Annotated in this window: 20 protein-coding genes; 11 read left to right on the plus strand and 9 right to left on the minus strand. The window is 67.8% G+C overall.

The genetic code is table 11. The features are described 5' to 3' along the window. The first annotated feature begins 51 nt into the window (after positions 1-51). Complete coding sequence (locus HWX07_RS28545) at positions 52-1200, plus strand: epoxide hydrolase family protein (protein ID WP_175878562.1); 1149 nt, start codon at positions 52-54, stop codon at positions 1198-1200. Positions 1201-1308: 108 nt separating this feature from the next. Here the strand turns inward: HWX07_RS28545 and HWX07_RS28550 are convergent, their stop codons facing one another. Continuing rightward, positions 1309-1800 (minus strand): 2,4'-dihydroxyacetophenone dioxygenase family protein, encoded by a 492-nt coding sequence (locus HWX07_RS28550; protein WP_050010988.1) that lies wholly within the window; start codon positions 1798-1800, stop codon positions 1309-1311. Positions 1801-1968: 168 nt separating this feature from the next. On the opposite strand from HWX07_RS28550, the gene HWX07_RS28555 reads away from it, so the two are divergent. From HWX07_RS28555 to HWX07_RS28565, 3 genes are read left to right on the plus strand one after another with little or no spacing between them, the layout of a single operon-like run. Beyond that, on the plus strand, positions 1969-2439 hold the full coding sequence (locus tag HWX07_RS28555) for a MarR family transcriptional regulator (RefSeq protein ID WP_175878563.1): 471 nt from the start codon (positions 1969-1971) through the stop codon (positions 2437-2439). Between the two features lie 37 nt (positions 2440-2476). Then, positions 2477-2812: a hypothetical protein gene (locus tag HWX07_RS28560; protein WP_175878564.1), complete on the plus strand. Its 336-nt coding sequence runs from the start codon at positions 2477-2479 to the stop codon at positions 2810-2812. Continuing rightward, entirely contained in the window at positions 2809-4050 is a 1242-nt protein-coding gene (locus HWX07_RS28565) for an MFS transporter (protein WP_175878565.1), read from the plus strand. The genes HWX07_RS28560 and HWX07_RS28565 overlap by 4 nt, the downstream gene beginning before the upstream one ends. An 18-nt stretch (positions 4051-4068) precedes the next feature. On the opposite strand, the gene HWX07_RS28570 is transcribed toward HWX07_RS28565, so the two are convergent. Continuing rightward, positions 4069-5019, minus strand: a complete 951-nt coding sequence (locus HWX07_RS28570) for a LysR family transcriptional regulator (protein ID WP_175878566.1) — start codon at positions 5017-5019, stop codon at positions 4069-4071. Positions 5020-5124: 105 nt separating this feature from the next. Between HWX07_RS28570 and HWX07_RS28575 the strand changes: the two genes are divergently transcribed. Further along, on the plus strand, positions 5125-6480 hold the full coding sequence (locus tag HWX07_RS28575; RefSeq protein WP_175878567.1) for an aspartate aminotransferase family protein: 1356 nt from the start codon (positions 5125-5127) through the stop codon (positions 6478-6480). A gap of 49 nt (positions 6481-6529) precedes the next feature. Then, positions 6530-8047 (plus strand): CoA-acylating methylmalonate-semialdehyde dehydrogenase, encoded by a 1518-nt coding sequence (locus tag HWX07_RS28580; RefSeq protein WP_175878568.1) that lies wholly within the window; start codon positions 6530-6532, stop codon positions 8045-8047. Positions 8048-8174: 127 nt separating this feature from the next. On the opposite strand, the gene HWX07_RS28585 is transcribed toward HWX07_RS28580, so the two are convergent. Both HWX07_RS28585 and HWX07_RS28590 read right to left on the minus strand, forming a co-directional pair. Continuing rightward, positions 8175-8549 carry a hypothetical protein gene (locus tag HWX07_RS28585; RefSeq protein ID WP_012338219.1) on the minus strand — a complete coding sequence of 125 codons (375 nt, stop codon included), beginning with the start codon at positions 8547-8549 and terminating at the stop codon, positions 8175-8177. Between the two features lie 294 nt (positions 8550-8843). Continuing rightward, positions 8844-9644, minus strand: a complete 801-nt coding sequence (locus tag HWX07_RS28590) for a helix-turn-helix transcriptional regulator (RefSeq protein ID WP_175878569.1) — start codon at positions 9642-9644, stop codon at positions 8844-8846. Positions 9645-9776: 132 nt separating this feature from the next. Between HWX07_RS28590 and HWX07_RS28595 the strand changes: the two genes are divergently transcribed. Beyond that, complete coding sequence (locus tag HWX07_RS28595; RefSeq protein ID WP_175878570.1) at positions 9777-11183, plus strand: APC family permease; 1407 nt, start codon at positions 9777-9779, stop codon at positions 11181-11183. Between the two features lie 72 nt (positions 11184-11255). Beyond that, a complete protein-coding gene (locus tag HWX07_RS28600; protein WP_175878571.1) occupies positions 11256-12365 on the plus strand; it encodes a P1 family peptidase in 1110 nt (369 codons plus the stop codon). Positions 12366-12503: 138 nt separating this feature from the next. Here the strand turns inward: HWX07_RS28600 and HWX07_RS28605 are convergent, their stop codons facing one another. Continuing rightward, the gene (locus tag HWX07_RS28605; RefSeq protein WP_012338215.1) at positions 12504-12716 is read right to left on the minus strand and encodes a hypothetical protein; all 213 of its coding nucleotides are present in this window, start codon (positions 12714-12716) and stop codon (positions 12504-12506) included. Between the two features lie 136 nt (positions 12717-12852). Beyond that, positions 12853-15036: an FUSC family protein gene (locus HWX07_RS28610; RefSeq protein ID WP_175878572.1), complete on the minus strand. Its 2184-nt coding sequence runs from the start codon at positions 15034-15036 to the stop codon at positions 12853-12855. 198 nt (positions 15037-15234) lie between these two features. Here HWX07_RS28610 and HWX07_RS28615 point away from each other — a divergent pair, with 198 nt between their 5' ends. Continuing rightward, positions 15235-16182 (plus strand): LysR family transcriptional regulator, encoded by a 948-nt coding sequence (locus tag HWX07_RS28615; protein ID WP_124593342.1) that lies wholly within the window; start codon positions 15235-15237, stop codon positions 16180-16182. A gap of 110 nt (positions 16183-16292) precedes the next feature. On the opposite strand, the gene HWX07_RS28620 is transcribed toward HWX07_RS28615, so the two are convergent. Then, positions 16293-16595, minus strand: a complete 303-nt coding sequence (locus tag HWX07_RS28620; protein WP_175878573.1) for a DUF4148 domain-containing protein — start codon at positions 16593-16595, stop codon at positions 16293-16295. 215 nt (positions 16596-16810) lie between these two features. After that, positions 16811-17953: a porin gene (locus HWX07_RS28625; protein ID WP_175878574.1), complete on the minus strand. Its 1143-nt coding sequence runs from the start codon at positions 17951-17953 to the stop codon at positions 16811-16813. Positions 17954-18293: 340 nt separating this feature from the next. On the opposite strand from HWX07_RS28625, the gene codA reads away from it, so the two are divergent. Together codA and HWX07_RS28635 are read left to right on the plus strand one after the other, a co-directional pair. Then, on the plus strand, positions 18294-19535 hold the full coding sequence (gene codA, locus HWX07_RS28630; protein ID WP_175878575.1) for a cytosine deaminase: 1242 nt from the start codon (positions 18294-18296) through the stop codon (positions 19533-19535). Positions 19536-19700: 165 nt separating this feature from the next. Continuing rightward, positions 19701-21029 carry a chloride channel protein gene (locus HWX07_RS28635; protein ID WP_175878576.1) on the plus strand — a complete coding sequence of 443 codons (1329 nt, stop codon included), beginning with the start codon at positions 19701-19703 and terminating at the stop codon, positions 21027-21029. A gap of 159 nt (positions 21030-21188) precedes the next feature. Here the strand turns inward: HWX07_RS28635 and HWX07_RS28640 are convergent, their stop codons facing one another. Next, positions 21189-22517 carry an MFS transporter gene (locus HWX07_RS28640; RefSeq protein WP_175878577.1) on the minus strand — a complete coding sequence of 443 codons (1329 nt, stop codon included), beginning with the start codon at positions 22515-22517 and terminating at the stop codon, positions 21189-21191. Positions 22518-22543: the final 26 nt, after the last annotated feature.

Below are 22543 nucleotides of genomic sequence, written 5' to 3' on the forward strand. Positions count from 1 at the left end.
GGTCGGAAAAATCGCGCAGAATCTCGTCGACATGTTTCGCGAGGAGACACGATGCGCGCCGAACCGTTCGACATTGCGATACCCGATCAAGCGCTCGACGATTTGCGGCGGCGCGTGCGCGACACCCGCCCGCCCAACCTGACACCCGCCGAGCCGTGGCAGCAGGGCGCCGACGGCGCGTGGCTGCGCGAACTGGCCGCGTACTGGGCCGACGGCTTCGATTGGCGTGCAGCGGAACGCGCGCTGAACCGGCTGCCGCAGTTCGTCGCGGACGTCGGCGGCCGACGCGTGCATTTCGTGCATCGGCGCGGCACCGGCCCGAAACCCTATCCGCTCGTCGTCACGCACGGCTGGCCGGGTTCCGCATTCGAATTCCATGCGCTGATCGATCGCTTGTGCAACCCGGCCGCGTTCGGCGGCGATCCGGCCGACGCCTTCGACATCGTCGCGCCGTCGCTGCCCGGCTTCCTGTTTTCTCCCGCGCCGGCGGCGCCCGGCACGTCGGCGCTTCAGGTCGCCGACTGCTGGGCGGCATTGATGGCCGGCCTGGGTTACCAGCGGTTCGGCGCGCTGGGCGGCGATCTGGGCGCGGGCGTGTCGGTCGCACTCGGCGTGCGGCATGAGGGCGTGATCGACGGCATCCATCTGAACTACCTGCCCGGCAGCTACGAACCGCCGATCGACGCGGCGCGGCCGCTGACCGACGACGAGCAGGCGTTTCTGAAGCAGCGCGGCGAGTGGGCGGCGCTGGAAGGCGGGTACGCGTACGTCCACATGACGAAGCCGCAGACGCTGGCCGTCGCGCTCAACGATTCGCCGCTCGGGCTGGCCGCGTGGATCGGCGAGAAATTCCGTGCGTGGAGCGATTGCGACGGCGACGTCGCGCGCCGTTTTTCGCACGACACGCTGCTGACGGGCATCTCGCTCTACTGGTTTACCGGCTGCATTGGCTCGTCGATGCAGATGTACTGGGAGAACCGGCTGCAGCCGATGCGGTTTGCGCCCGGGCAACGCCTGGCGGTGCCCGTCGGCTTCGCGCGCTTCCCGAAGGAAATCAGCCGCCCGCCGCGCAGTTGGCTCGAACGCGTATTCGACGTCGTGCAGTGGACCGACATGCCGAGCGGCGGCCATTTCGCGGCGATGGAGGAGCCGGACTTGCTGGCCGACGATATTCGGCGGTTTTTCAGGCGTTTTCGATAACGGGCGGGCAAGCCTGGCGGCGGAAACGAATACTGGAGGACGCTCGCGCGTGACGGGATGGACGGGGCGCGGCACGATGCGCGTCGCGTCGCCTGTCTTGCCGCGTAATTACCGCGTGACGAACGCCGTGGCCGCATCCGGCGCCGTCCGCGCATGCTTGCGCTGGCGCAGCAGCGCGACGCGGCAGTTCTCGCGCGCCGTTTCGCGGCCGTCATCGTCGAGCAGCACGAGGTCGCCGCGCATCACGTTCAGCGTGATCACATCCTCGCCCGGCGCGCCGAGCGTTTCCGGCGTATGTACCGAGCCGGCCGGTTCGAGCACCGTCGAACCGGCATGCGCGACCCAGTCGTATTCGCGGTAGCGCCACGCACCCTGCAGCGTATGGACGAACACCTCGCCGTCGTGACGGTGGCGCGGCAGCGTGCCGCCGGCCGGCATCTTCAGCAGCGCGGTCAGCGTGTCTTCGGCCGCGTTGATGTGCAGGTACTTGATCGCGAGCCCCGGCAGGTCGGCGCTCATCGGCAGCCACGGCAGCGCGTCGCCGGGCAGGCACGAGATCGGCGGCAGGTCGGTGGAGAGCGGGGCGGACGGCTGCGTCATGGCGGAAGGCGGTGCGGGAACGGGAAGCCCGCATTATCGCAGAGCCGGAATGCGCGGCCGAACGAGGCGCGGCGTCGCGCCGAAAGCATGCGTGGCCGCCCGATCCTTACACGATGAAATATACAGTCAAACTGTACAGTTTGACTGTCGATGTGCTATCTTGAATTTATGAACTCGCCATCGTCTTCCCCCGATACCCTCCCGCTGGCCGGTCTCGCCGGCGAACTCCGCATCTCGGTCGGCAAGCTGATGCGGCGTATGCGGGAGCAGACCCATCCGAACGACCTCACGTCCTCGCAGAAATCGGTGTTGCTGCGGCTCGATCGCGACGGCCCGGCGACGGTATCGGCGCTTGCGCGTGCCGAAAGCGTGCGCCCGCAGTCGATGCGGGTGACGGTCGCCACACTCGAGGCGCTCGGCGCGGTCGCCGGTGCGCCCGATCCCACCGATGGCCGGCAGACGCTGATCGCGCTCACGCCCGGTTTCCGCAAGATGCTGCAAGCGAACCGCGCGGCCAAGGACGACTGGCTGTTCCGCGCGCTGCACGCGCAACTGTCGGCGGCGGAGCAGGCCGAGCTCGCGGCGGCCGTGAAGCTGCTGCAGCGGCTCGCCGAATTCCAGGACCCGACACGTCCGTAAACCGTATCGAACCGCTCGCCGAAAGGATGGCCCGCCCATGAACTTCCTGCATCTCGTGTCGTACTTCTTCGGCGGCGCGTTTCTCGCGAACGCCGTGCCGCATCTCGTCAGCGGGCTGCGTGGCGAGCCGTTCCAGACGCCGTTCGCGAATCCGCCCGGCCGCGGGTTGTCGTCGTCCACCGTGAACGTGGTGTGGGGCGTCGTGAACCTCGTCATTGCGTATGCGCTCGTGTGCCGGGTCGGCGACTTCGACCTGAAGATCACGGCCGACGCGGCGGCGTTCGGCCTCGGCATCCTCGTGCTCGGCCTGTTCCTCGCGTGGCATTTCGGCGAACTGCACGGCGGCAACGAGCCCGACCGGGAGCGGCCGTGAGCGTGCCGGCAGCGGGCGTGTTCCGCTCGCTTCGCAGCTTCAACTACCGCGTATGGGCGATCGGCTCGCTGGTGTCGAACATCGGCACGTGGATCCAGCGCACCGCGCAGGACTGGCTCGTCCTCACGCAGCTCACGCATCACGACGCGTCTGCGGTCGGCACGGTGATGGCGCTGCAGTTCGGGCCGCAATTGCTGCTGTTGCCGTGGACCGGCTACGCGGCCGACCGCTTCGACCAGCGCAAGCTGCTGATGGCGACACAGGCGCTGATGGGCGCGCTGGCGCTCGTGCTCGGCGTGCTGACGGTCACCGGCGCGGTGCGGCTCGAGCACGTGTATGTGTTCGCGTTCCTGTTCGGCTGTGCGTCGGCGTTCGACGCGCCGGTGCGGCAGACTTTCGTCGCGGAACTGGTCGGTGACCGCGAACTCGCGAACGCGGTCGCGCTCAATTCGACGTCGTTCAATGCCGCGCGGATGGTCGGCCCGGCGGCGGCCGGCTTCCTGATCGCATCGGTCGGCACCGGCTGGGCGTTTCTCGCGAACGGGCTCAGCTTCTTCGCGGTGCTGGCGTCGCTGTCGCGGCTTCGGGAGGACGAACTGCGCACCAATGTGCGGGCAAACCGCTCGCGCGGCAGCCTGCTCGACGGATTCCGCTACGTGTGGCGCCGCCCGGACCTCACAGCCATCCTCGTGATGCTGTTCCTGATCGGCACGTTCGGGCTGAATTTCCAGTTGTTCATTTCGACGATGGCCGCCAGCGTGTTTCACGTCGACGCGCGCGGGTTCGGTTTCCTGTCGTCGATGATGGCGGTCGGCACGATCTCGGGCGCGCTGCTCGCCGCGCGCCGCGAGCAGCCGCGCTTCCGTCATCTGTGGATCGGCGCCGCGCTGTTCGGGCTCGGCTGCACGTTCGCCGCGCTGGCGCCCGGCTACTGGTCGTTCGCTGCCGCGCTGGTGCTGACCGGCGTCGCCGCGATCACCTTCATGAACTCGACCAACAGCCTGATGCAGCTTTCCACCGAGCCGGCGATGCGCGGCCGCGTGATGGCGCTGCGCCTCGCGGTCGCGCTGGGCGGCACGCCGATCGGCGCGCCGGTGGCCGGCTGGGTCGCGAACCATCTCGGCCCCCGCTGGGCGCTCGGCGTCGGCGCGGCGTCCGGCTTTGCCGCGGCGCTCGTCGCGACCCATTTCGTCACGCGCAAGCGGGCGCAGCCGCGCCCGGGCGGGGACGGGGCCTGACCGAACCGGAAGCCGCCGCTATGCCGCCGGCAGCGCCCCCGCATGCGCGGCTTCGAGGCACGACTGGAACAGCAGCGCGGCCCGCGACGGCCGCGGCGAGCGCCGCAGCAGGCTCACGAACCGGCACTGGTAATTGAACCGGTGCGGCGCGATCGGCTGCATCAGCCCCTTGTTTTCGAAACTCTCCGCGTAGTGATCGGGCAGGAACCCGAGATAGCGGCCCGACAGAATCAGCGTCGCGATCGATTCCTGATCCGACGCGGTCGCGCTGCGCGTGAGCTTCGCGCGATGGCTCAGCTCCATGTTCGGCGAATGGAAGCCGAGCCCGGCGAACGCGTGGTTGCGGACCGTCGTCCACGTGAGCTTGCCGTGCGGCGCGTCGAAGAGCGGATGCTGGCGGCCGCAGTAGAGCAGCATCCGTTCGTCGAACAGCGCCGAATACACAAGGCTGCCCGAATTGCGGTGCACCGGGATGATCCCGACCTGGTAGCTGCCGTCGATCACCCCGCGCTCGACCTCGTTGATCGACGCGACGTGCAGGTTCAGCGCGACGTCGGGCGCTTCGTCCGCGAATTGCCGGATCGCGTCGCCCAGGCGCGCATTCGGGTTGGTGGCCGTTTTGTCGAACACGGCGATGTGAAGTTCTCCGCCCATCTTGTCGTGAATGCCGTCGATCCTGCTGCGAAATGCTTCCATCGACGCGAGCAGCCGCAGCGTCTCCTCGTACACCGTCTGCCCCTCGGGCGTCAGCGTGAAGCCCGCGCGGCCGCGCCGGCACAGCACGAGGCCGAGCCGCGTTTCCAGATCCTTCACGTGCCGGCTGATCGTCGAGATGCCGATATTCAGTTCCAGTTCGGCCGCCGCCATCCCGCCGCATTGCACGACGCCCTTGAAGACCCGCAGCAGGCGCAGATCCATGTCGCTGAGCTGTCCGAGCAGCGCGCGGCTCTTCGGTTTCTTTGCTTGCATGATTGAGCAAGTGAACATTGATATTGCGATATTCAAAAGACTAATTGGCGTCCCGACAATGCGCAATATCAACCCGAGGAGGAGGGGCGCGCCGCGCCGACCGACATGACCGACATCACCACCGCCCAGCACGACGACACGAACCTCCGCACCGACGCCGAATGGCTCGACGCGCACTGGATGCCGTTCACGGCCAACCGCCAGTTCAAGGCCGATCCGCGGCTGATCGTGTCCGGCAAGGGCGCGTACTACACCGACGCCGAAGGCCGCAAGATCTTCGACGGTCTGTCGGGCCTCTGGTGCACGGGCCTCGGTCACGGCCGCACGGAGATCGTCGAAGCCGTGAGCCGCCAGGTCGCGCAGCTCGACTACGCGCCGGCCTTCCAGTTCGGCCACCCGAAATCGTTCGAGCTCGCCAACAAGATCAAGGAGCTGACGCCGGCCGGCCTCGACTACGTGTTCTTCACGGGCTCGGGCTCGGAAGCGGCCGACACGTCGCTGAAGCTGGCCCGTGCGTACTGGCGCGCGAAGGGCAAGGGCACCAAGACGCGCCTGATCGGCCGCGAGAAGGGGTATCACGGCGTGAACTTCGGCGGCATCTCGGTCGGCGGGATCGGGCCGAACCGCAAGCTGTTCGGGCAGGGCCTCGACGCCGATTTCCTGCCGCATACGCAACTGGCCGAGAACAAGTTCTCGCGCGGCATGCCCGAGCACGGCGCCGAGCTGGCCGATCGCCTGCTCGAACTGATCGCGCTGCACGACGCGTCGAACATCGCGGCCGTGATCGTCGAGCCGTTCTCCGGCTCTGCGGGCGTCGTCGTGCCGCCGAAGGGCTATCTGAAACGCCTGCGCGACATCTGTACCGCGCATGACATCCTGCTGATCTTCGACGAGGTCATCACGGGCTTCGGCCGGGCCGGCGCGATGACGGGCGCCGACGCCTTCGGCGTGGTGCCGGACATCATGAACTTCGCGAAGCAGGTGACGAACGGCGTGCAGCCGCTCGGCGGCGTGATCGCGACGAAGGAGATCTACGACACGTTCATGGCCGCGGGCGGCCCCGAGTACATGCTCGAGTTCCCGCACGGCTACACGTATTCGGCGCACCCGGTCGCGTGTGCGGCCGGCGTCGCGGCGCTCGACCTGCTGGTGAAGGAAGACGCGGTGGCCCGCGTGCGCGATCTCGCGCCGTATTTCGAGGCGGCCGTGCACGGGCTGAAGGGCCAGCGCCACATCGCGGACATCCGCAACTACGGGCTGGCCGCCGGCCTGACGATCGCCGCACTGCCGGGCGAGCCGGCACGGCGCCCGTACGAGATCGCGATGCGCTGCTGGGCGAAGGGCTTCTACGTGCGCTACGGCGGCGACACGATCCAGCTCGCGCCGCCGTTCATCGCCGAGAAGCGCGAGATCGACAACCTGATCAACGCGCTCTCCGACGCGCTGAACGAAGTGGATTGAGCCCGCGCTCGTTCCCAGCGACAACCGAATTCACGAAAGAGCCTGAACGATGAAACACGACAGCAATGTGACCTCTACCGTCGGCCACCTGATCGACGGCAAGCGCGTAGACGGCGGCAGCCGCGTCCAGCCGGTGTTCGACCCGGCGACCGGCGAATCGCGCAAGAGCGTCGCGCTCGCCGACAAGCTGACCGTCGAAGCCGCGATCGCATCCGCGCAGGCTGCGTTTCCGGCATGGCGCAACACGCCGCCGCTGAAGCGCGCCCGCGTGATGAGCCGCTTCAAGACGCTGCTCGAAGAGCACGCCGACGAGCTGTGCGCGCTGATCACCGCCGAGCACGGCAAGGTGCTCGCCGATGCGATGGGCGAACTGCAGCGCGGGATCGAGAACGTCGAGTACGCGACCTACGTGCCCGAGTTGCTGAAAGGCGAGCACAGCAAGAACGTCGGCCCGGCGATCGATTCGTGGAGCGAGTTCCAGGCGCTCGGCGTCGCGGCCGGCATCACGCCGTTCAACTTCCCGGTGATGGTGCCGCTGTGGATGTGGCCGATGGCCGTCGCGTGCGGCAACACGTTCGTGTTGAAGCCATCCGAGCGCACGCCGTCGTCGACGCTGCGCATGGCCGAGCTCGCGCTCGAGGCCGGCCTGCCGCCGGGCGTGCTGAACGTCGTGAACGGCGACAAGGAAGCGGTCGACACGATCCTCGCCGATCCGCGCGTGAAGGCCGTGAGCTTCGTCGGCTCGACGCCGATCGCCGAATATATCTATTCGACCGGCTGCGCGCACGGCAAGCGCGTGCAGGCGCTCGGCGGCGCGAAAAACTTCGCGGTCGTGATGCCGGATGCCGATATCCCCAACGCGGTGAACGCGCTGATGGGTGCTGCATACGGCTCGTGCGGCGAGCGCTGCATGGCGATTCCGCTCGTCGTCGCGATCGGTGACGAAACGGGCGACCAGGTCGTCGCGGGGCTGAAGGCCGAGATCGAGAAGATGAAGGTCGGCCCGGGCAACGGCGCGGGCGTCGACATGGGCCCGCTCGTCACGCAGCAGCATTTCGAGAAGGTGACGGGTTTCGTCGAAGCGGGCGTGGCGGCGGGCGCGACGCTCGTCGTCGACGGTCGCGGCGTGAAGGTCGACGGCCACGACGGTGGTTACTACCTCGGGCCGTGCCTGTTCGACAACGTGAAGCCCGGCATGCCGATCTACCAGCACGAGATCTTCGGGCCGGTGCTCGGCGTGATCCGCCTGAAATCGCTCGACGAGGCGATGGCGCTGATCGATGCGCACGAATACGGCAACGGCACCTGTCTGTTCACGCGCGACGGCGAGGCCGCGCGCTACTTCAGCGACAACATCCAGATCGGCATGGTCGGCATCAACGTGCCGCTGCCGGTGCCGGTCGCGTACCACTCGTTCGGCGGCTGGAAGCGTTCGTTGTTCGGCGACCTGCATGCATACGGCCCGGACGCGGTGCGGTTCTACACGAAGCGCAAGACGATCACGCAGCGCTGGCCGTCGGCCGGCGTGCGCGAAGGGACGGTGTTCAGCTTCCCGTCGAACCGCTGAGTTGACGCGCGCACCGGCTGCATACGGCCGGTGCGACGTGCGGTGTTGCCAAGGCTCGCCCCGATCGACGATCGGGGCGGGCTTTTTTACGTGCTGGCGAAATGCACGGAACGCGGCGAACGAAGGCTTACGGGGCGACCACGTGCCACACGTTCTTGAAGTTGTCGCCGTTGCGCTCGCCCTGTTTCATGTCCTTCGAGAAGAAGTACAGCGGCTTGCCCTTGTACGCCCATTGCGGGCTGCCGTCGTCGCGCTTGACGATCGTGTAGGGCCCGACCGGTACGTCGGTCGCGCTGGCCTTGTACGGCGGCCAGAGGGTTTCGCATGGGCCGGTGCAGGCGCTGGTGCCGGCGTTGGGCTTGTCCTTGTCGAACGAGTAGACGGTCATCCCGTTCGCGGCGACGAGCGCGCCGTTTTCTTCCTTCGTGATGGATCCCTGGGCCGTGGCCGAAGCTGACGCAATGGCGAGCAGGGCGGAGCTGACGAGCAGCGCGGCTTTCATGAGTGCCTCCTGATAGTCCGGTGGGCGGCCGCGATCGCGCACGGGCGAGCGTGCGCCGGAATCGCGATGAATGGTGCCGGAGCACGGCGCCGTCGCCGCCCGCCCGCGCCAGCGACGGCGGGGCGAATAGCGGCAAACGGGGCGCCTTATTCACGATAGGCGGTTTTTGGCGGCGCTGCGAGAAGATCGGGGGGCATATCGGCGGCCCGCACGCAGCGCGCCACGGCGCGACGATCATCGTCAGGTATTCGGCATCCGTCCCCGAGCCGGGCTCGCGCGCGCCGGTCGCTGCACTCATCCCGCCGCATCTTCTCCCAACGCCTGGATGAACCGCGAAAACAGCTCGGGTTGTGACGAAATCCCGAGCTTTGCGTACAAATGCCGTCGATGGACCTTCACTGTTTCGGGTGATATCGCCAGTCGCTCCGCGATCGCCTTCGACGAATTGCCGCGCAGCACCATCCGCGCGATCGACATCTCGCGGTCGGTCAGCACACCCGCGCCGAAGCGGGCGAGCGCCTGTTCGACGCGCGCGCCGAGATCGGCGTCGGGCGCCGCACGCGCGGCGTCGCCCACCAGCCGCCAGTGCTGCCGAATCGCCGCGAGCACCCACGGCATCGCGGCCGTCAGCTTGCCGAGCGGCTCGACGTCGAAGCGCGTCGACGCACCGAGCGACAGCGACAGCAGCGTGTCGGCATTCGGCCGCACGAGAATCTGGATCTCGTCGTCGCCGACCGCATCGCGGAAATAGCTCAGGAAATACTCGCTCTGCCGGAACAGGTCGGGCGCGACTTCCTCGAGCCGGTAGCAGCCGTCGGCGAGCCCGTCGTGCGCGGCCTGCAGGAACGGATCGAGCAGATATAACCCATTCAGGTAAAGCGGCACGGGCGACGCGGTGTCGGTGCCGCCCGTGTCGTATTCGTCGAGCACGAGCGGTACGCCGTCGTGGCCGATCGCGGTCGCCAGCGCGTTGTCGAACGGCGCCATTTCATTGAGCAGCAGCACCAGGAATCGCCAGAAGCGCGGCTGGCCGAGATGATCGATTGCGCGGCCAAGCGCCTGGTGCATCGCGATTTCGGAAAAGAGACGATCCATACCACCACCGGAAGGGCGTAACACGAAGGGGGAATAGCGGTCCTGAAATTGGCTTCCTAGACTGCCACGCAATCAATCGGGCCCGAGTATGGGTGTTCAAAAAAACGCAGCACAGGAGCACAGGAGAACGAAATGGCGATGATGTCGGAATCGACGGGCAGCCTGCAAGCGGCGCCTGCCACGGAAGACGCGCCGCGCGCGCTGTCGCAGACGCTCAGCGTGCGCGACGCAGTGATGATCACCGTATCGGGCGTGACGCCGGCCAGCTCGATCTTCGTGATCGCGCCGTTCGCGATCCAGCAGGCCGGCAGCGGCGCCGTGCTGTCGTTCGTGCTCGGCGGCGTGCTCGCGCTTGCGTTCGCGCTCTGCTATGCGGAACTGAGCGCCGCGCACCGCAGCGCGGGCGGCGAATACGTGATGGCCAAGCGCGTGTTCGGCACGCTCCCCGGCTACCTGACCTTCATCACGGTGCTGTCGGTCAGCGTGTTCATCCCGGCCGTGCTGGCGAGCGGCGCCGCGCCCTATCTGAACAACGCGCTCGGCACGCACTTCGGCAACCAGTCGGTCGCGCTGACGATCGTGCTGCTCAGCTATCTGCTCGGCATGTTGAACATCAAGACGAACGCATGGATCACCGGCGCGTTCCTGGTCGTCGAAATCGGCGTGCTGATGCTGATCGCGGGGCTCGGCTTCGGATCGCCGCATCGCGGCGCCGAAGTGCTGATCGCCCCGGTCGTGGCAAGCGGCAATGCGCTCGTGCCGGCGACGCTCGCGGCCATCGTGCCCGCCATCGGCACCGCGATCTTCTGCTACAACGGCTTCGGCTCCGCCGCCTATCTCGCGGAAGACCTGCGCGGCGGCAACCGCAACGTCGCGAAGGCGGTGATCTATTCGCTGCTCGTGATCCTCGTCGTCGAGCTGGTGCCGCTCACCGCGATCGTGCTGGGTGCGCCGTCGCTGACGGAACTGACCAAAAGCGCCGATCCGATCGGCTATGTCGTGCGCTCGCTGAGCAATCCGGCCGTGTCGCGCGTGGTCAGCGGCGGGATCTTCCTGTCGGTGTTCAACGCGATCATCGCGATCGTGATCACGATGGGCCGCCTGCTGTACAGCAGCGGCCGGCATGCGCTCTGGTCGCGCACCTGCAACCGCGCGTTCTCGACGATCCACCCGCGCCTCGAATCGCCGTGGCTGGCGACGCTCGCGCTCGCGATACCGTCGGCCGGGCTCGTGTTCGTGTCGAGCCTCGACGAGCTGACCGCGTTCACGGTCGACCTGTTGCTGCTGATCTATCTCGTCGTCGGGCTGGCCGCGCTCGCGAGCCGGTTCGTGCGCCGCGACGTCGAGCATCACTACCGGATGCCGCTGTGGCCCGTGACGCCGCTCGTCGCGGTGGCGGGCGCCGCGTACACGCTTTACACGACGCTGGCGACGGCGACGAAACCGACCGACCTGATCATCATCGCGGGGCTGCTGGTCGCGGCGCTCGTGATGTACGTGGCCTGGGCGCGCCACAGCGAAGCATTCCGCGCGCTCTGAGCGCCCGATCGCCCCCTTGCATCACCGACACACCGAACCATTGAAAAATCGAAAGACTGGAGGAATCGCATCATGCGCACGAGGGATCTCGGCATCCGCATCGGCCTCGGCACGCCGGGCCGCTTCAACGCGATCACGGACGTACCGGGTGTGCGGGTCGGACATTGCACGCTGAACGTCGAGAACGGCGACGCATCGATCCGCACCGGCGTCACCGTGATCGAGCCGCGCGCGGGCGCCGTGCACGATTCGCCGTGCTTCGCGGGTGTGCACGTGCTGAACGGCAACGGCGACGCGACCGGGCTCGAATGGATTCGCGAAGCGGGCCTGCTGACGACGCCGATCGCCTATACCAACACGCACAGCGTCGGCGCGGTGCGCGACGCGCTGGTCGCGAACGAACGCGAAGCGGCCGCGGGCCGCGTGTACTGGTGCATGCCCGTCGTGATGGAAACCTACGACGGACTGCTGAACGACATCTGGGGGCAGCACGTGAACGCCGCGCACGTCCAGCGCGCGCTGGACGCCGCGCAGTCGGGACCGGTCGCCGAAGGCGGCGTGGGCGGCGGCACGGGCATGATCTGCCACGAGTTCAAGGGCGGCATCGGCACCGCGTCGCGCGTGCTGGCGAACGATGCCGGCGGCTGGACCGTCGGCGCGCTCGTGCAGGCGAACTACGGTGTGCGCGAGATGCTGCGCGTAGCCGGCTACCCGGTCGGCGAAGTGCTGCGGCACGTGCATTCGCCGTTCCGCGAGGCCGACGCGAAAGGCGAAGCCGGCATGGGTTCGATCGTCGTCACGATCGCGACCGACGCACCGTTGCTGCCGCATCAATGCGCGCGTCTCGCGCAGCGCGCGAGCGTCGGGCTCGCCCGCGTCGGCGGCGGCACCGAGGATTCGAGCGGCGACATCTTCCTCGCGTTCGCCACCGGCAACGCCGGCTTGCCGGCGGTGAACTACGGCAGCAAGGGCACGCCGACCACCGGCGTACGGATGGTCAACAACGACCATATTTCCGCGCTGTTCGTCGCGGCGGCGGAAGCGGTGGAGGAGGCGATCGTGAATGCGCTGGTCGCGGGCGGCGACGTCGCGTCGCGCGGGACGCGGGTCGAAGGGCTCGGGCAGGCGCGCTTGCTGGACGCGTTGCGCGAAGTGGGTTGGCGGCCGGGGCGCGGCGCCTGAAACGGCAAGCGCCGCTTCAATCGAAGCGGCGTGGGGCGGGGCGGCGATGCGGCGGGCGGCCTGGGCGCCGTCCGCACGCGCTTGCGTTGCATGCAATGCGGGCGATACGGGCCGGGCCGTGACGACGCGGCGTCATGCTCAGCTGCCGAAGTAGATGTTGCAGAAGCTGACGGGGCCGACGCAGGCGTTCGGGTCTTCCTGCTTCGATTGCGCACGATCGACGCGGCCGGCGGCCTGGATCGCCTCGGCGCGGTTCGCCTGTTGCGGTGCGGCGTCTGCCGGCGCCGGCTGCGCGTGAGCGACGGCAGCGGTGAGCGACAGGGCAACGAGGGCGAGGTGCAGCGGCTTCATTTTGTTTCTCCTGGGTGAGTGCCAGTCTCGCTGGCAGTGAGGAAACTATAGGCTCGCACTGCTTAAAGATTAATCACCGCGGCTGTAGAGCTTATTTCCATCCGGAACAACGATCCCGTTGCGCACGCACCCGTTTTCAATGACGGTGCCGGTTGAACGGCGCGTCCTTGTCCAGCAGCGCGCTGCGCATGAAGTGCAGGCAACCGACGATCCTTTGCATGCTGCGGCGCGCGTCGGGCACCGCGTACCACGCCTGCAGCGTGTGCTGTGCCGCACGGATCGCGAGATTCACCGATTTCAGCGTGCGCGCATGGCGACTGGGCGTCGGATCGTCGAAGAAGCGCGGCAGTTCGTTCAGCACCGCATCGATCGAACCGGTCCAGCGCAGCGTCTGTGGCGGTTTCGACGCGCGGAACGCGTGCAGTTCGTCGCGCAGGTCGATGACCGCGTGGCCGACCTCGAGCGTCGACAGCATCCAGCGCAGTGCATCGCGATGCTGCCGCGTACGACGCACCAGCAGCGTGCGCAGTTGCGCCATCAGATCGTGCGTGCTCGACTGGAAGCGCTGCGCGAGGCCGTCCGGCGCGCCTTCGCATGCAAGCGTCACCTGGCGGCGCAAGTCGTGCGCGATCCGTCCGGTGAGCCAGGGCATGTGGGTCGGCAATACGACGGCGAACACGAGCGAGCACGCGAGCATCGCGACGACGACCGCCAGCCCGTTGTTGATCAGCACTTCGGGCGTATACGCGATCGTGTTGTCGGGGCCCGCGAGCAGGCAGAAGAACACCGCGAAGCCGATCCCGTAGCCGGACAGCCCTGGCCGCATCGCGAGGAACGCGCCGAGGCCGAGCACCGGCGCGAGCGCCGCGCACAGCAGCGGAAAACCGTCGATGTTCGGATAGACGTAGCACAGGAACAGGTAGCCGACCGCGGTCGCGAACGCCGCCCCGACGCCCATCTGCGCGACGAACTTCGGCGCGCGCGGCGAGGTCGAGCTGAGGGCGCACGCGATCGCGGTGGCGATCACCGCGAGCGAGCCGCTCGGCCATTCGGACGCGATCCAGAATGCGCTCATCGCGCCGACGGCGACCACCGTGCGCAGGAACGCGAAGCCGACGAAGAACGCATTGGTTTTCACCGCGTAATGCGTGACCGAGCGCTCGAACGCGTGATCGTCCTGGTCGAGCGACGCGTACGTGTCGACGTAGCCGAGATATTCGCCGATGAACCGGTACAGCAGCTCGATCGCGGTATCGAAGTCGAGCAGGCCGCCGGCCGCATGGTCCTCGATGGTTCGCCGCGACGCGCGCGCGGCCTTCGGCAACGCACCGTGGAAGCGGCGCAGTTCGAGCAGCGCGCCGGTGGCCGGTGCGATGCCGCGCTGGCGTTCGTCGCGCAATGCGGCGAAGCGCAGCGCCAGCGCGTCGACGTGCGGCGCCAGCGCATCGAGCACCGCGTCCGACTGATTCGCGCGCAGCCGTTTGACGAGCTGGTGCAGCGCATGCAGCCGCGTGCACGCGTTCATGAACTCGCTGTTCAGCCGAGCAAGCCGACGGCTGCGCGCGCGAATGTGCGGGTCCTCGAACGATGCGAATGCGCGGTTCGCTTCGAAGCCGACGATGTCGTCGACGAAATCGGCGAAGCGCCGCTCGAAATCGCCGCGCGCGACGTCGCCTGCCAGCGCGCCGGCCGTGAACGCCGCGAACGTCGCGTGGCGCGCGCTCAACGAACGCATCAGCGCCTTCGCGGAACTCAACGGCAGGATCAACGCGCTGACCGCGCCCGAGCACGCAATGCCGAGTGCGACTTCCGCGGCCCGCGTGAGCGCGGACTGGAACAGCGTCTGCGGCGTCATCACGGCCGGCAGGCCGATCAGCGCGGCCGTGTAGCCGGCGAGCACGAAGCCGTACCAGCGGAAGTGGCGGTTGCGCACCGCGAGCGCGATGCAGCCGCCGATCCACAGCGTGATGCCGGCCATGTACAGCTCGGGCTGCTGCGCGAACAGCCCGCCGAGCGCGAGCGCGCCGACGAGGCCGGCCGCCGTGCCGAGCACACGATAGAAGCTCTTCGCGAACACCATGCCCGACAGCGGCTGCATCAGCACGAACACGGTCGTCATCGCGGTGCGCGGCTGCGACATCTCGAGACGCATCGCAATGCCCATCGCCAGCAGCGCCGCGAGCACGGTTTTCGCGAGGTGCAGCCAGATCAGCCCGTCGGTCGCGGCCCAGTCGCGCGCCGCGTTGCCGAGGGGATCGAGCCATCGCCTCCATCGGGCCGGTTCGATGGAAGGTCGCGCGATCGCAGGTTGTGGCTTCATGAAAAAGGGCCCAAGGCCGACCGCGCGAGGTGCCGCGGCGCGTCCGAACGGGTCCGTTCGACTGGTGAGGCGCCGATTGTAGGAGCGCGGCGCCCGCGCATTAACGCAGCTGCGGGGAAACGATAGTTGCAGCCGGAGTAACAATCTGTCGCATCCAGTGGAGGAAAATGGCGGCTCCGCTACAGGTCGCTCACAGGAATGGATACGCTACAAAACATGCGGGTGTTTTCGCGCGTCGTCGAGACGGGCAGTTTCACCGCCGCCGCGCAATCGCTGAATTCGACGACGGGTGCGATGTCGCGCGCGGTGTCGGAGCTGGAGGCGCGCCTGCGCACCCGTCTGATGAATCGCTCGACGCGCCGTCTTGCGCTCACGTCGGCCGGCGAAAGCTATCTGCGGCGCTGCCGCCAGATCCTCGCCGACGTCGACCGCGCGGAAGAAGAGGCGAGCTGCGCGCACGAGCGCCCGGCCGGCGTGCTGCGCATGCACAGCTTCGCGAGCGTCGGTCATCACTATGTATTGCCCACGCTGACGCGCTATCACGCGCAATTCCCGGACGTGTCGATCGAGCTGTCGCTGTCGCAGCGCATGCCGGACCTGTTCGACGGCACGAGCGACACGGCCGTCGTCACCGCGTCGTCGCTTCCCGATTCGGAACTCGTGTCGCACCTGCTCGGCTCGACGTTCAGCATTCTGTGCGCATCGCCCGACTACGTGAAACGGCACGGCGTGCCGGCCCGCCCGCAGGATCTCGCCGCGCACGCGTGCCTGACGCTGTGTACGCCGGCGTTCCCGACGCACGAATGGGTGCTCGAAGGGCCCGAAGGCGTCGAGCAGATCCACGTCGCGGGGCCCGTGCAGACCAATACCGCCGAATCGCTCGCGCTTGCGATCCGCGACGGCATCGGGATCGGCATGCTGCCGCTGTATTCGGCGATCGACGCGCTGCGCGACGGCTCGCTCGTCCGCGTACTGCCCGCGCATATCCTGCAGAAGATGAACGTGTATGCGCTGTACCCGTCGCGCCGCTTCGTCGATGCGAAGGTGCGGACCTGGGTCGAAATGCTGCGCGCGCAGGTGCCGACGATGATCGCGCGCGACGTCGAGATGCTGAACGCGATCGACCGCGAACCGCAGGCCGCCTGAGCACAGGCTGTCTGAAACCCGCACGCGCATCGGCGCGCGGCGGGTTGCTTCATGCAAACACCCGATACACATCGCTCGCCACGCATGCGTGAGGCGAGCGACGCGCATCGTCACAGCGCGGGCTTGGCCGCCGCGCCCGATTCGGTCGCCGGCTCGCCGGCCGGGCCATAAGCGGCCTGCGCCGCTTTTCGCTCGGCGAGACGTTTCGTCTGCAGTCGTTCCTGCGCCGAGAGGATGTCCTCCGGATAGTTGCCGATTTCCCCGCGCGCCGGGTTGTAGCCGACCGATTCGAGATCGACCAGCTCCTGCAGCACCTGCGCGCGCGTGACGGGCGACTTCGCCTGCTGGGCGAACGACAGGGCCGGTGCGGCGAGCAGGACGGCAGCGGCGGCGGTAACGACGAGCGATTTCACGTGGTTCTCCTGAATAGGGGGTGGGTGGCCGGATCGACACGCGGCGCGCGGCGCCGACCTTCGACGTCAGTCTACGTAGCGCGTCCGCGTGCAAACACCCCGATTCCAGGAGGGCTGCGTTCCAGAAGCAACAACATTGGCGCGGTCGCCCGCACCGGGCGAACCCGTGAGCGCACACGGGCGCCGTGCATACGGGCGACGTCATGCGATGCCGGTCAGAACCGCGTGCGCATGCCGATCGTGCCGACCACCTGATTCGCGGTGCTCGATGCGCCGCCCGACGTGTTGATGAACGCCTGGTAGCCGCGGCCCGACGCGTGCTGGAACATCGCTTCCGCGTACAGGTCGGTGCGGCGCGACAGCTTGTACACGGCCTGCAGGTTGGCCTGATGCCACTTCGGGTCGGTGCCGTGCCTGCTGTCGGGATTCGACACGCTGGCGTCCGTATAGACATAGGCCGCGCCGACGCTGACGGCCGGCGTGACCGCATAGCGCACGTTCACGTCGTAGTTGTCGAACGCGATCTGGCCGCTGGAGCCGAACGCGCCCGTGTTGTCGTACTGCGAGCGCGTGTAGACGAAGCCGACGGTCGCCGGGCCGAACACGTAGCTGACGCCGCCGCCATACGTGCGCATGCGGTCCGAGCCGATCGACCAGCCGCCCTGGTTCAAGCTTTTCGCTTCGGCCGAATCGGTCGCGCCGGGGCTTGCGCTCGTCGAACCCTTGGTGCCGTTCATCTGCAGGTACGCACCGGCCAGCTTCAGCGGGCCGTTCGTGTAGCTCGCGGCCACGCTGTATGCGCGGTTCGCGCTGAAATTCGCCGAGTTGGAAAACGCGTACAACGCGCCGACCTTGAAGCCCGCGACCGTGTCGCTCGTGTACTTGACCGCGTTGTTGATGCGCACCGAATGGTTCAGGTTGTCGTTGTCGAACGGATGCGCGAAGCCCGTATCGCCGAAATCGCCGGACGTCGCCGACAACGGCGCGACGAAGTCGACCATCGTGTCGTACTGGCGGCCGAGCGTCAGCGTGCCGTAGCCGGCCTGGCTCAGGCCGACGTACGCGTGCCGGCCGAACAGCTTGCCGTCCTGGCCCAGCCCGCCGTTGTTCGCGTTGAAGCCGTTTTCGAGCACGAACAGCGCTTTCAGCCCGCCGCCGAGATCCTCGCTGCCGCGCAGGCCGAAGCGGCTGCCATTGATCGTGCCGGTCGTCATGCGCCACTGCGCCGCGCCGTTCGCGTTGTTGGTATAGGCAATGCCGGCGTCGATCAGGCCATACAGCGTGACCGAACTTTGCGCGTGGGCGAGCGGCGTGAAGAGTGCGGCGGCGCTCGCGCCGGCGATCAAGGTTTTTTTCATGGTGAAGCTCTCCTGCGTGTGGGACTGGAAACCAAAGTTCGGCGCAAGTATAGGAATGCGCGGCACGCGCACGGCCGTCCGGGCCGCGAGCGCACTGTTCCAGATCCGGCAAGCATCCTTCACAAAACTGACACGACGCGGCGCGCGCACGCTGGGCAGGCGATTCTTGCGTGGCGGGCGGCCCGCGGCTTCCGCCCGGTACAGCCTGGTTGTCGTGTCGATGCAACATGCGCGACTGGTGCGCGCATCGCTGCTTTTCCTCCATACTGGTCGCTCGGACCGCACGGCCGCCGACGCAGATCGCGCGGCCGTGTCAACGCATACGACAAGAGGCCTCCCCATGAACCTGTTCAACGTACGCCTGCGCGGCCGCGACGGCCTGTTCACGATCGGCATCGATGCCGGCAAGATCGCGCGGATCGATGCGCAAACCGCGCCGATCGCGTCGACGAACCCCGACCATATCGATGGCGGCGGCCGTCTCGCGATTGCGCCGCTCGTCGAGCCGCATATCCACCTCGATGCCGTGCTGACGGCCGGCGAACCCGCGTGGAACATGAGCGGCACGCTGTTCGAGGGCATCGAGCGCTGGGCGGAGCGCAAGGCGACGATCACGCACGAGGACACCAAAACGCGCGCGCATGCGGCGATCGGCATGCTGCGCGACCACGGGATCCAGCACGTGCGTACGCACGTCGACGTGACCGATCCGACGTTGGCCGCGCTGAAGGCGATGCTGGAAGTGAAGGACGAGGCGCGCGGGCTGATCGATCTGCAGATCGTCGCGTTCCCGCAGGAGGGCATCGAATCGTTCGACGGCGGCCGCGCGCTGATGGAGCAGGCGATCGAGCTGGGCGCGGACGTCGTCGGCGGAATTCCGCATTTCGAGAACACGCGGGAGCAGGGCGTCAGCTCGATCCGCTTCCTGATGGATCTCGCGGAACGCACGGGCTGCCTCGTCGACGTGCACTGCGACGAGACCGACGATCCGCATTCGCGCTTTCTCGAAGTGCTCGCGGAAGAAGCGCGCGTGCGCGGCATGGGCGCGCGCGTCACCGCGAGCCACACGACCGCGATGGGTTCGTACGACAACGCGTACTGCTCGAAGCTGTTCCGGCTGCTGAAGCGGGCGGGGCTGAACTTCATCTCGTGCCCGACCGAGAGCATTCACCTGCAAGGGCGCTTCGACACGTTCCCGAAGCGGCGGGGCGTTACGCGCGTCGCGGAACTCGATCGGGCCGGGATCAACGTGTGCTTCGGGCAGGATTCGATCAAGGACCCGTGGTATCCGCTCGGCAACGGCAACATCCTGCGCGTGCTCGATGCGGGCCTTCATATCTGTCACATGATGGGCTACCAGGACTTGCAGCGCTGCCTCGACTTCGTGACCGACCACAGCGCGACGACGATGCATCTCGGCGACGGCTACGGCATCGCGGTCGGGCGTCCGGCGAACCTCGTCGTGCTCGACGCGGACAGCGACTACGAAGCCGTACGCCGGCAAGCGAAGGCCACGCTGTCGATGCGCCACGGGAAGGTCATCATGCGGCGCGAGCCGGAGCGCATCACGTACCCGGATTGACACGGAAGGCGGGCATCGCGGCCTGCCGGCCTTCATATATTCGAAAAATACATCAGTCGATTCGAAAAATACGTTTGTCTCATGATTCGCGCGGGCCTACGATGCGGTCTTGATGGCGGCGCGCCGAGTGCGCGCCGGCCCCTTCGATCCCCGTTCGCCGACCCCATGCGCCTCGATCTCCCGTCTGCTCCCGCTTCTTCTTCACCGCCAGCCAGCCCGTTCGCGCGCATGGCCGTCGTCACGGTCCTGACCGGTATCGGCGCGGGGCTCGGCGGCATGCTGCTCGCGTTGCTGCTGCACGCGATCCAGCACCTCGCGTACGGCTACAGCATCGCGCACGTGATCGGGTCCGAGAGCTTCCTCACTGGCGTGACCGCGGCCGAGCCGCTGCGCCGGCTCGCGGTGTTGGTCGGCTGCGGGATCGTCGCCGGCGGCGGCTGGTGGGCGCTTTACCGGTATGGCCGGCCGCTCGTCAGCATCCGTCGCGCGGTGCGCGCGGCCGATCCGCGGATGCCGTTCGTCAGCACGACGGTTCACGCGCTGCTGCAGATCGTCACCGTCGCGCTCGGTTCGCCGCTCGGCCGCGAAGTCGCGCCGCGCGAGATCGGCTCGCTGCTCGCCGGGCGGTTCGCGCATGCGGCGCGACTCACGCCTGACGATTGCCGGCTGATGGTTGCGTGCGGCGCCGGTGCGGGGCTCGCGGCCGTCTACAACGTGCCGCTCGGCGGCGCGATCTTCGTGCTCGAGGTGCTGCTCGGCACGTTCGAAATACGTGCGCTGATCGTGGCGGTCGTGACGTCCGCGATCGCGGCGATCGTCGCGTGGGTCGGCCTCGGCAACGAGCACCAGTACACGGTACCGGCGTTCGTGCTGAGCACGCCGCTCGTCGCATGGTCGATCGTCTGCGGGCCGCTGTTCGGCTTCGCCGCGTACGGTTTCGTGCGGCTCACGACCCGCGCGCGGGCGAACGCGCCGAAGGACTGGCGGCTGCCGGTGTTCGCGCTGCTCAACTTCGCGATGATCGGCGTGCTCGCGATGGCGTTTCCGCAATTGCTCGGCAACGGCAAGGGGCCGGCATCGCTGGGCTTCGACGGCACGCTGACGATCGGCCTCGCGGCGGTGCTGCTCGTGCTGAAGGTGATGATCGAGGCCGGCAGCCTGCGGGCCGGCGCGGAAGGCGGGCTGCTGACGCCGGGCCTCGCGAACGGCGCGCTGCTCGGGGTCGTGCTCGGTGGGCTGTGGAGCGCCGTGTGGCCGGGCGCATCGCTCGGCGGATGCGCGCTGATCGGCGCGACCGCGTTTCTCGCCGCGTCGATGCAGATGCCGATCACGGCCGTCGTGCTGCTGCTCGAATTCACGCGCGCGAATCACGACTGCCTCGTGCCGATGCTGGTGGCGGTGGCGGGTTCGCTCGTTGCGTACCGGTTCGCGCAGCGGGTGGCGGAGCGGCGGTCGAGCAAGGTCGCGAGCACGCCGGCGACGGTGGCCCGTTGATTCGCCGATCCGTCGAGATTCGCGACCCGCGTGGCGACACGCATATCGCCTCATCAAGTGCCCACCCGATCGTCGCGAGCACGTATCTGTTCTGATCGAATGTAGCGAGATGCGGACCGGGTGAGACCCGCATCCTTGCCGCTCGAATCACATCCGCCTTCAACCGCGCGACCGCACGTCGGCGTGCTCGTGCCCGTGCCGCAACGCGAGGCTCGCGAACGCCGCGACGACGAGCGCGGCCGCCAGCAGCGTCAGCCCGTTTTTCGCATTGCCGGTCGCCTGTTCGATCGCGCCGACGACGGTCGGCCCGACGAAGCCGCCGAGCAACCCGCACGTATTCACGAGCCCGAGCCCGCCGGCCAGCGCGCTGCCGGCGAGCCGCGACGCCGGAAACGTGAATACGATCGACTGCACGACGAAGAACATCGATGCAGCGACGCACACGCAGAGCAGCCCCGCCAGCGGCGACGCATGCGCAGCGCCGACCATGCCGGCGGCCATGACCACCAGCCCCGCACACAGCATCCGGCGCGAATGACGCGACTCGCGTGCGAAGCGCGGCAGCGTCCCGGCGCCCAGCGCGGCGGCGAGCCAGGGCAGCGACGTCAGCAACCCGACCGCGACCGGCGAGAGCCGCCCCGACGCGCCGATGATGCCCGGCAGGAAGAAGATCACCGTGTAGATGGTCAGCTGGTGGCAGAAGTACACGAAGATCGCGAGCCAGATCTGCGGATCGCGCAGCGCGGCGCCGAACGCATGGCCGCCGTGCGCGGCGACGCCCGCGTCCTGTTCGGCCGCCAGCTTGCGCTCGAGCGCGCGGCCGGTTTCCGGGGCGAGCCACGGCGCGGCGCTCGGACGGTCCGGCAATCGCGTCCATACGACGAACGCGAGCAGGATCGCCGGAATGCCTTCGACGACGAACAGCCATTGCCAGCCATGGAAATCGAGCGTGCCGTCGAGTTCGATCAGCGCGCCGGCCAGCGGCCCGCCGACGATGTTCGCGATGCACACGCCGAGCAGGAAATAGCCGGTGGCGCGCGCACGCTCCTCGCGGCCGAACCAGTACGTCAGATACAGCATCACGCCGGGAAACAGGCCGGCTTCGGCCACGCCGAGCAGCAGGCGCATCACGTAGAACGACGTCTCGCCGCTCACGAACGCCATCGCGACCGACAGCGCGCCCCACGTGATCATGATCCGCGTGATCCAGAAGCGCGCGCCGACGCGATGCATGATCAGGTTGCTTGGAATCTCGAACAGCGCGTAGGTGAGAAAGAACAGCCCCGCGCCGAGCCCGTACGCGGCCGATGAAATGCCGAGATCGACGCCCATCGAATGTTTGGCGAACGCGATGTTGGTGCGGTCGAGAAAGCTGATCACATAGGCGGCGATCAGCAGCGGCATGAGTTTGCGGAACAGCAGCCGGTTCAGCGACGCGTTCGCGTCGCCGGCGGCGGACGACAAGGCCTGAGCGTGATGAGTGGACATGCGGACGACTCCGGTAAAGGCGAACC

It is taken from the genome of Burkholderia sp. BCC0097 (genome assembly GCF_902832985.1).
GTDB classification, from domain to species: Bacteria; Pseudomonadota; Gammaproteobacteria; order Burkholderiales; family Burkholderiaceae; genus Burkholderia; species Burkholderia orbicola.

Excerpts from the sequence above, each read along its gene's own strand:
- HWX07_RS28595 (WP_175878570.1), top strand. The coding sequence starts at position 9,777 with ATGGCGATGATGTCGGAATCGACGGGCAGCCTGCAAGCGGCGCCTGCC.
- HWX07_RS28625 (WP_175878574.1), bottom strand. The coding sequence starts at position 17,953 with ATGAAAAAAACCTTGATCGCCGGCGCGAGCGCCGCCGCACTCTTCACG.
- HWX07_RS28560 (WP_175878564.1), top strand. The coding sequence starts at position 2,477 with ATGAACTTCCTGCATCTCGTGTCGTACTTCTTCGGCGGCGCGTTTCTC.
- HWX07_RS28555 (WP_175878563.1), top strand. The coding sequence starts at position 1,969 with ATGAACTCGCCATCGTCTTCCCCCGATACCCTCCCGCTGGCCGGTCTC.
- HWX07_RS28610 (WP_175878572.1), bottom strand. The coding sequence starts at position 15,036 with ATGAAGCCACAACCTGCGATCGCGCGACCTTCCATCGAACCGGCCCGA.
- HWX07_RS28550 (WP_050010988.1), bottom strand. The coding sequence starts at position 1,800 with ATGACGCAGCCGTCCGCCCCGCTCTCCACCGACCTGCCGCCGATCTCG.
- codA (WP_175878575.1), top strand. The coding sequence starts at position 18,294 with ATGAACCTGTTCAACGTACGCCTGCGCGGCCGCGACGGCCTGTTCACG.
- HWX07_RS28580 (WP_175878568.1), top strand. The coding sequence starts at position 6,530 with ATGAAACACGACAGCAATGTGACCTCTACCGTCGGCCACCTGATCGAC.
- HWX07_RS28640 (WP_175878577.1), bottom strand. The coding sequence starts at position 22,517 with ATGTCCACTCATCACGCTCAGGCCTTGTCGTCCGCCGCCGGCGACGCG.
- HWX07_RS28570 (WP_175878566.1), bottom strand. The coding sequence starts at position 5,019 with ATGCAAGCAAAGAAACCGAAGAGCCGCGCGCTGCTCGGACAGCTCAGC.
- HWX07_RS28575 (WP_175878567.1), top strand. The coding sequence starts at position 5,125 with ATGACCGACATCACCACCGCCCAGCACGACGACACGAACCTCCGCACC.
- HWX07_RS28600 (WP_175878571.1), top strand. The coding sequence starts at position 11,256 with ATGCGCACGAGGGATCTCGGCATCCGCATCGGCCTCGGCACGCCGGGC.
- HWX07_RS28605 (WP_012338215.1), bottom strand. The coding sequence starts at position 12,716 with ATGAAGCCGCTGCACCTCGCCCTCGTTGCCCTGTCGCTCACCGCTGCC.
- HWX07_RS28590 (WP_175878569.1), bottom strand. The coding sequence starts at position 9,644 with ATGGATCGTCTCTTTTCCGAAATCGCGATGCACCAGGCGCTTGGCCGC.
- HWX07_RS28615 (WP_124593342.1), top strand. The coding sequence starts at position 15,235 with ATGGATACGCTACAAAACATGCGGGTGTTTTCGCGCGTCGTCGAGACG.
- HWX07_RS28635 (WP_175878576.1), top strand. The coding sequence starts at position 19,701 with ATGCGCCTCGATCTCCCGTCTGCTCCCGCTTCTTCTTCACCGCCAGCC.
- HWX07_RS28585 (WP_012338219.1), bottom strand. The coding sequence starts at position 8,549 with ATGAAAGCCGCGCTGCTCGTCAGCTCCGCCCTGCTCGCCATTGCGTCA.
- HWX07_RS28545 (WP_175878562.1), top strand. The coding sequence starts at position 52 with ATGCGCGCCGAACCGTTCGACATTGCGATACCCGATCAAGCGCTCGAC.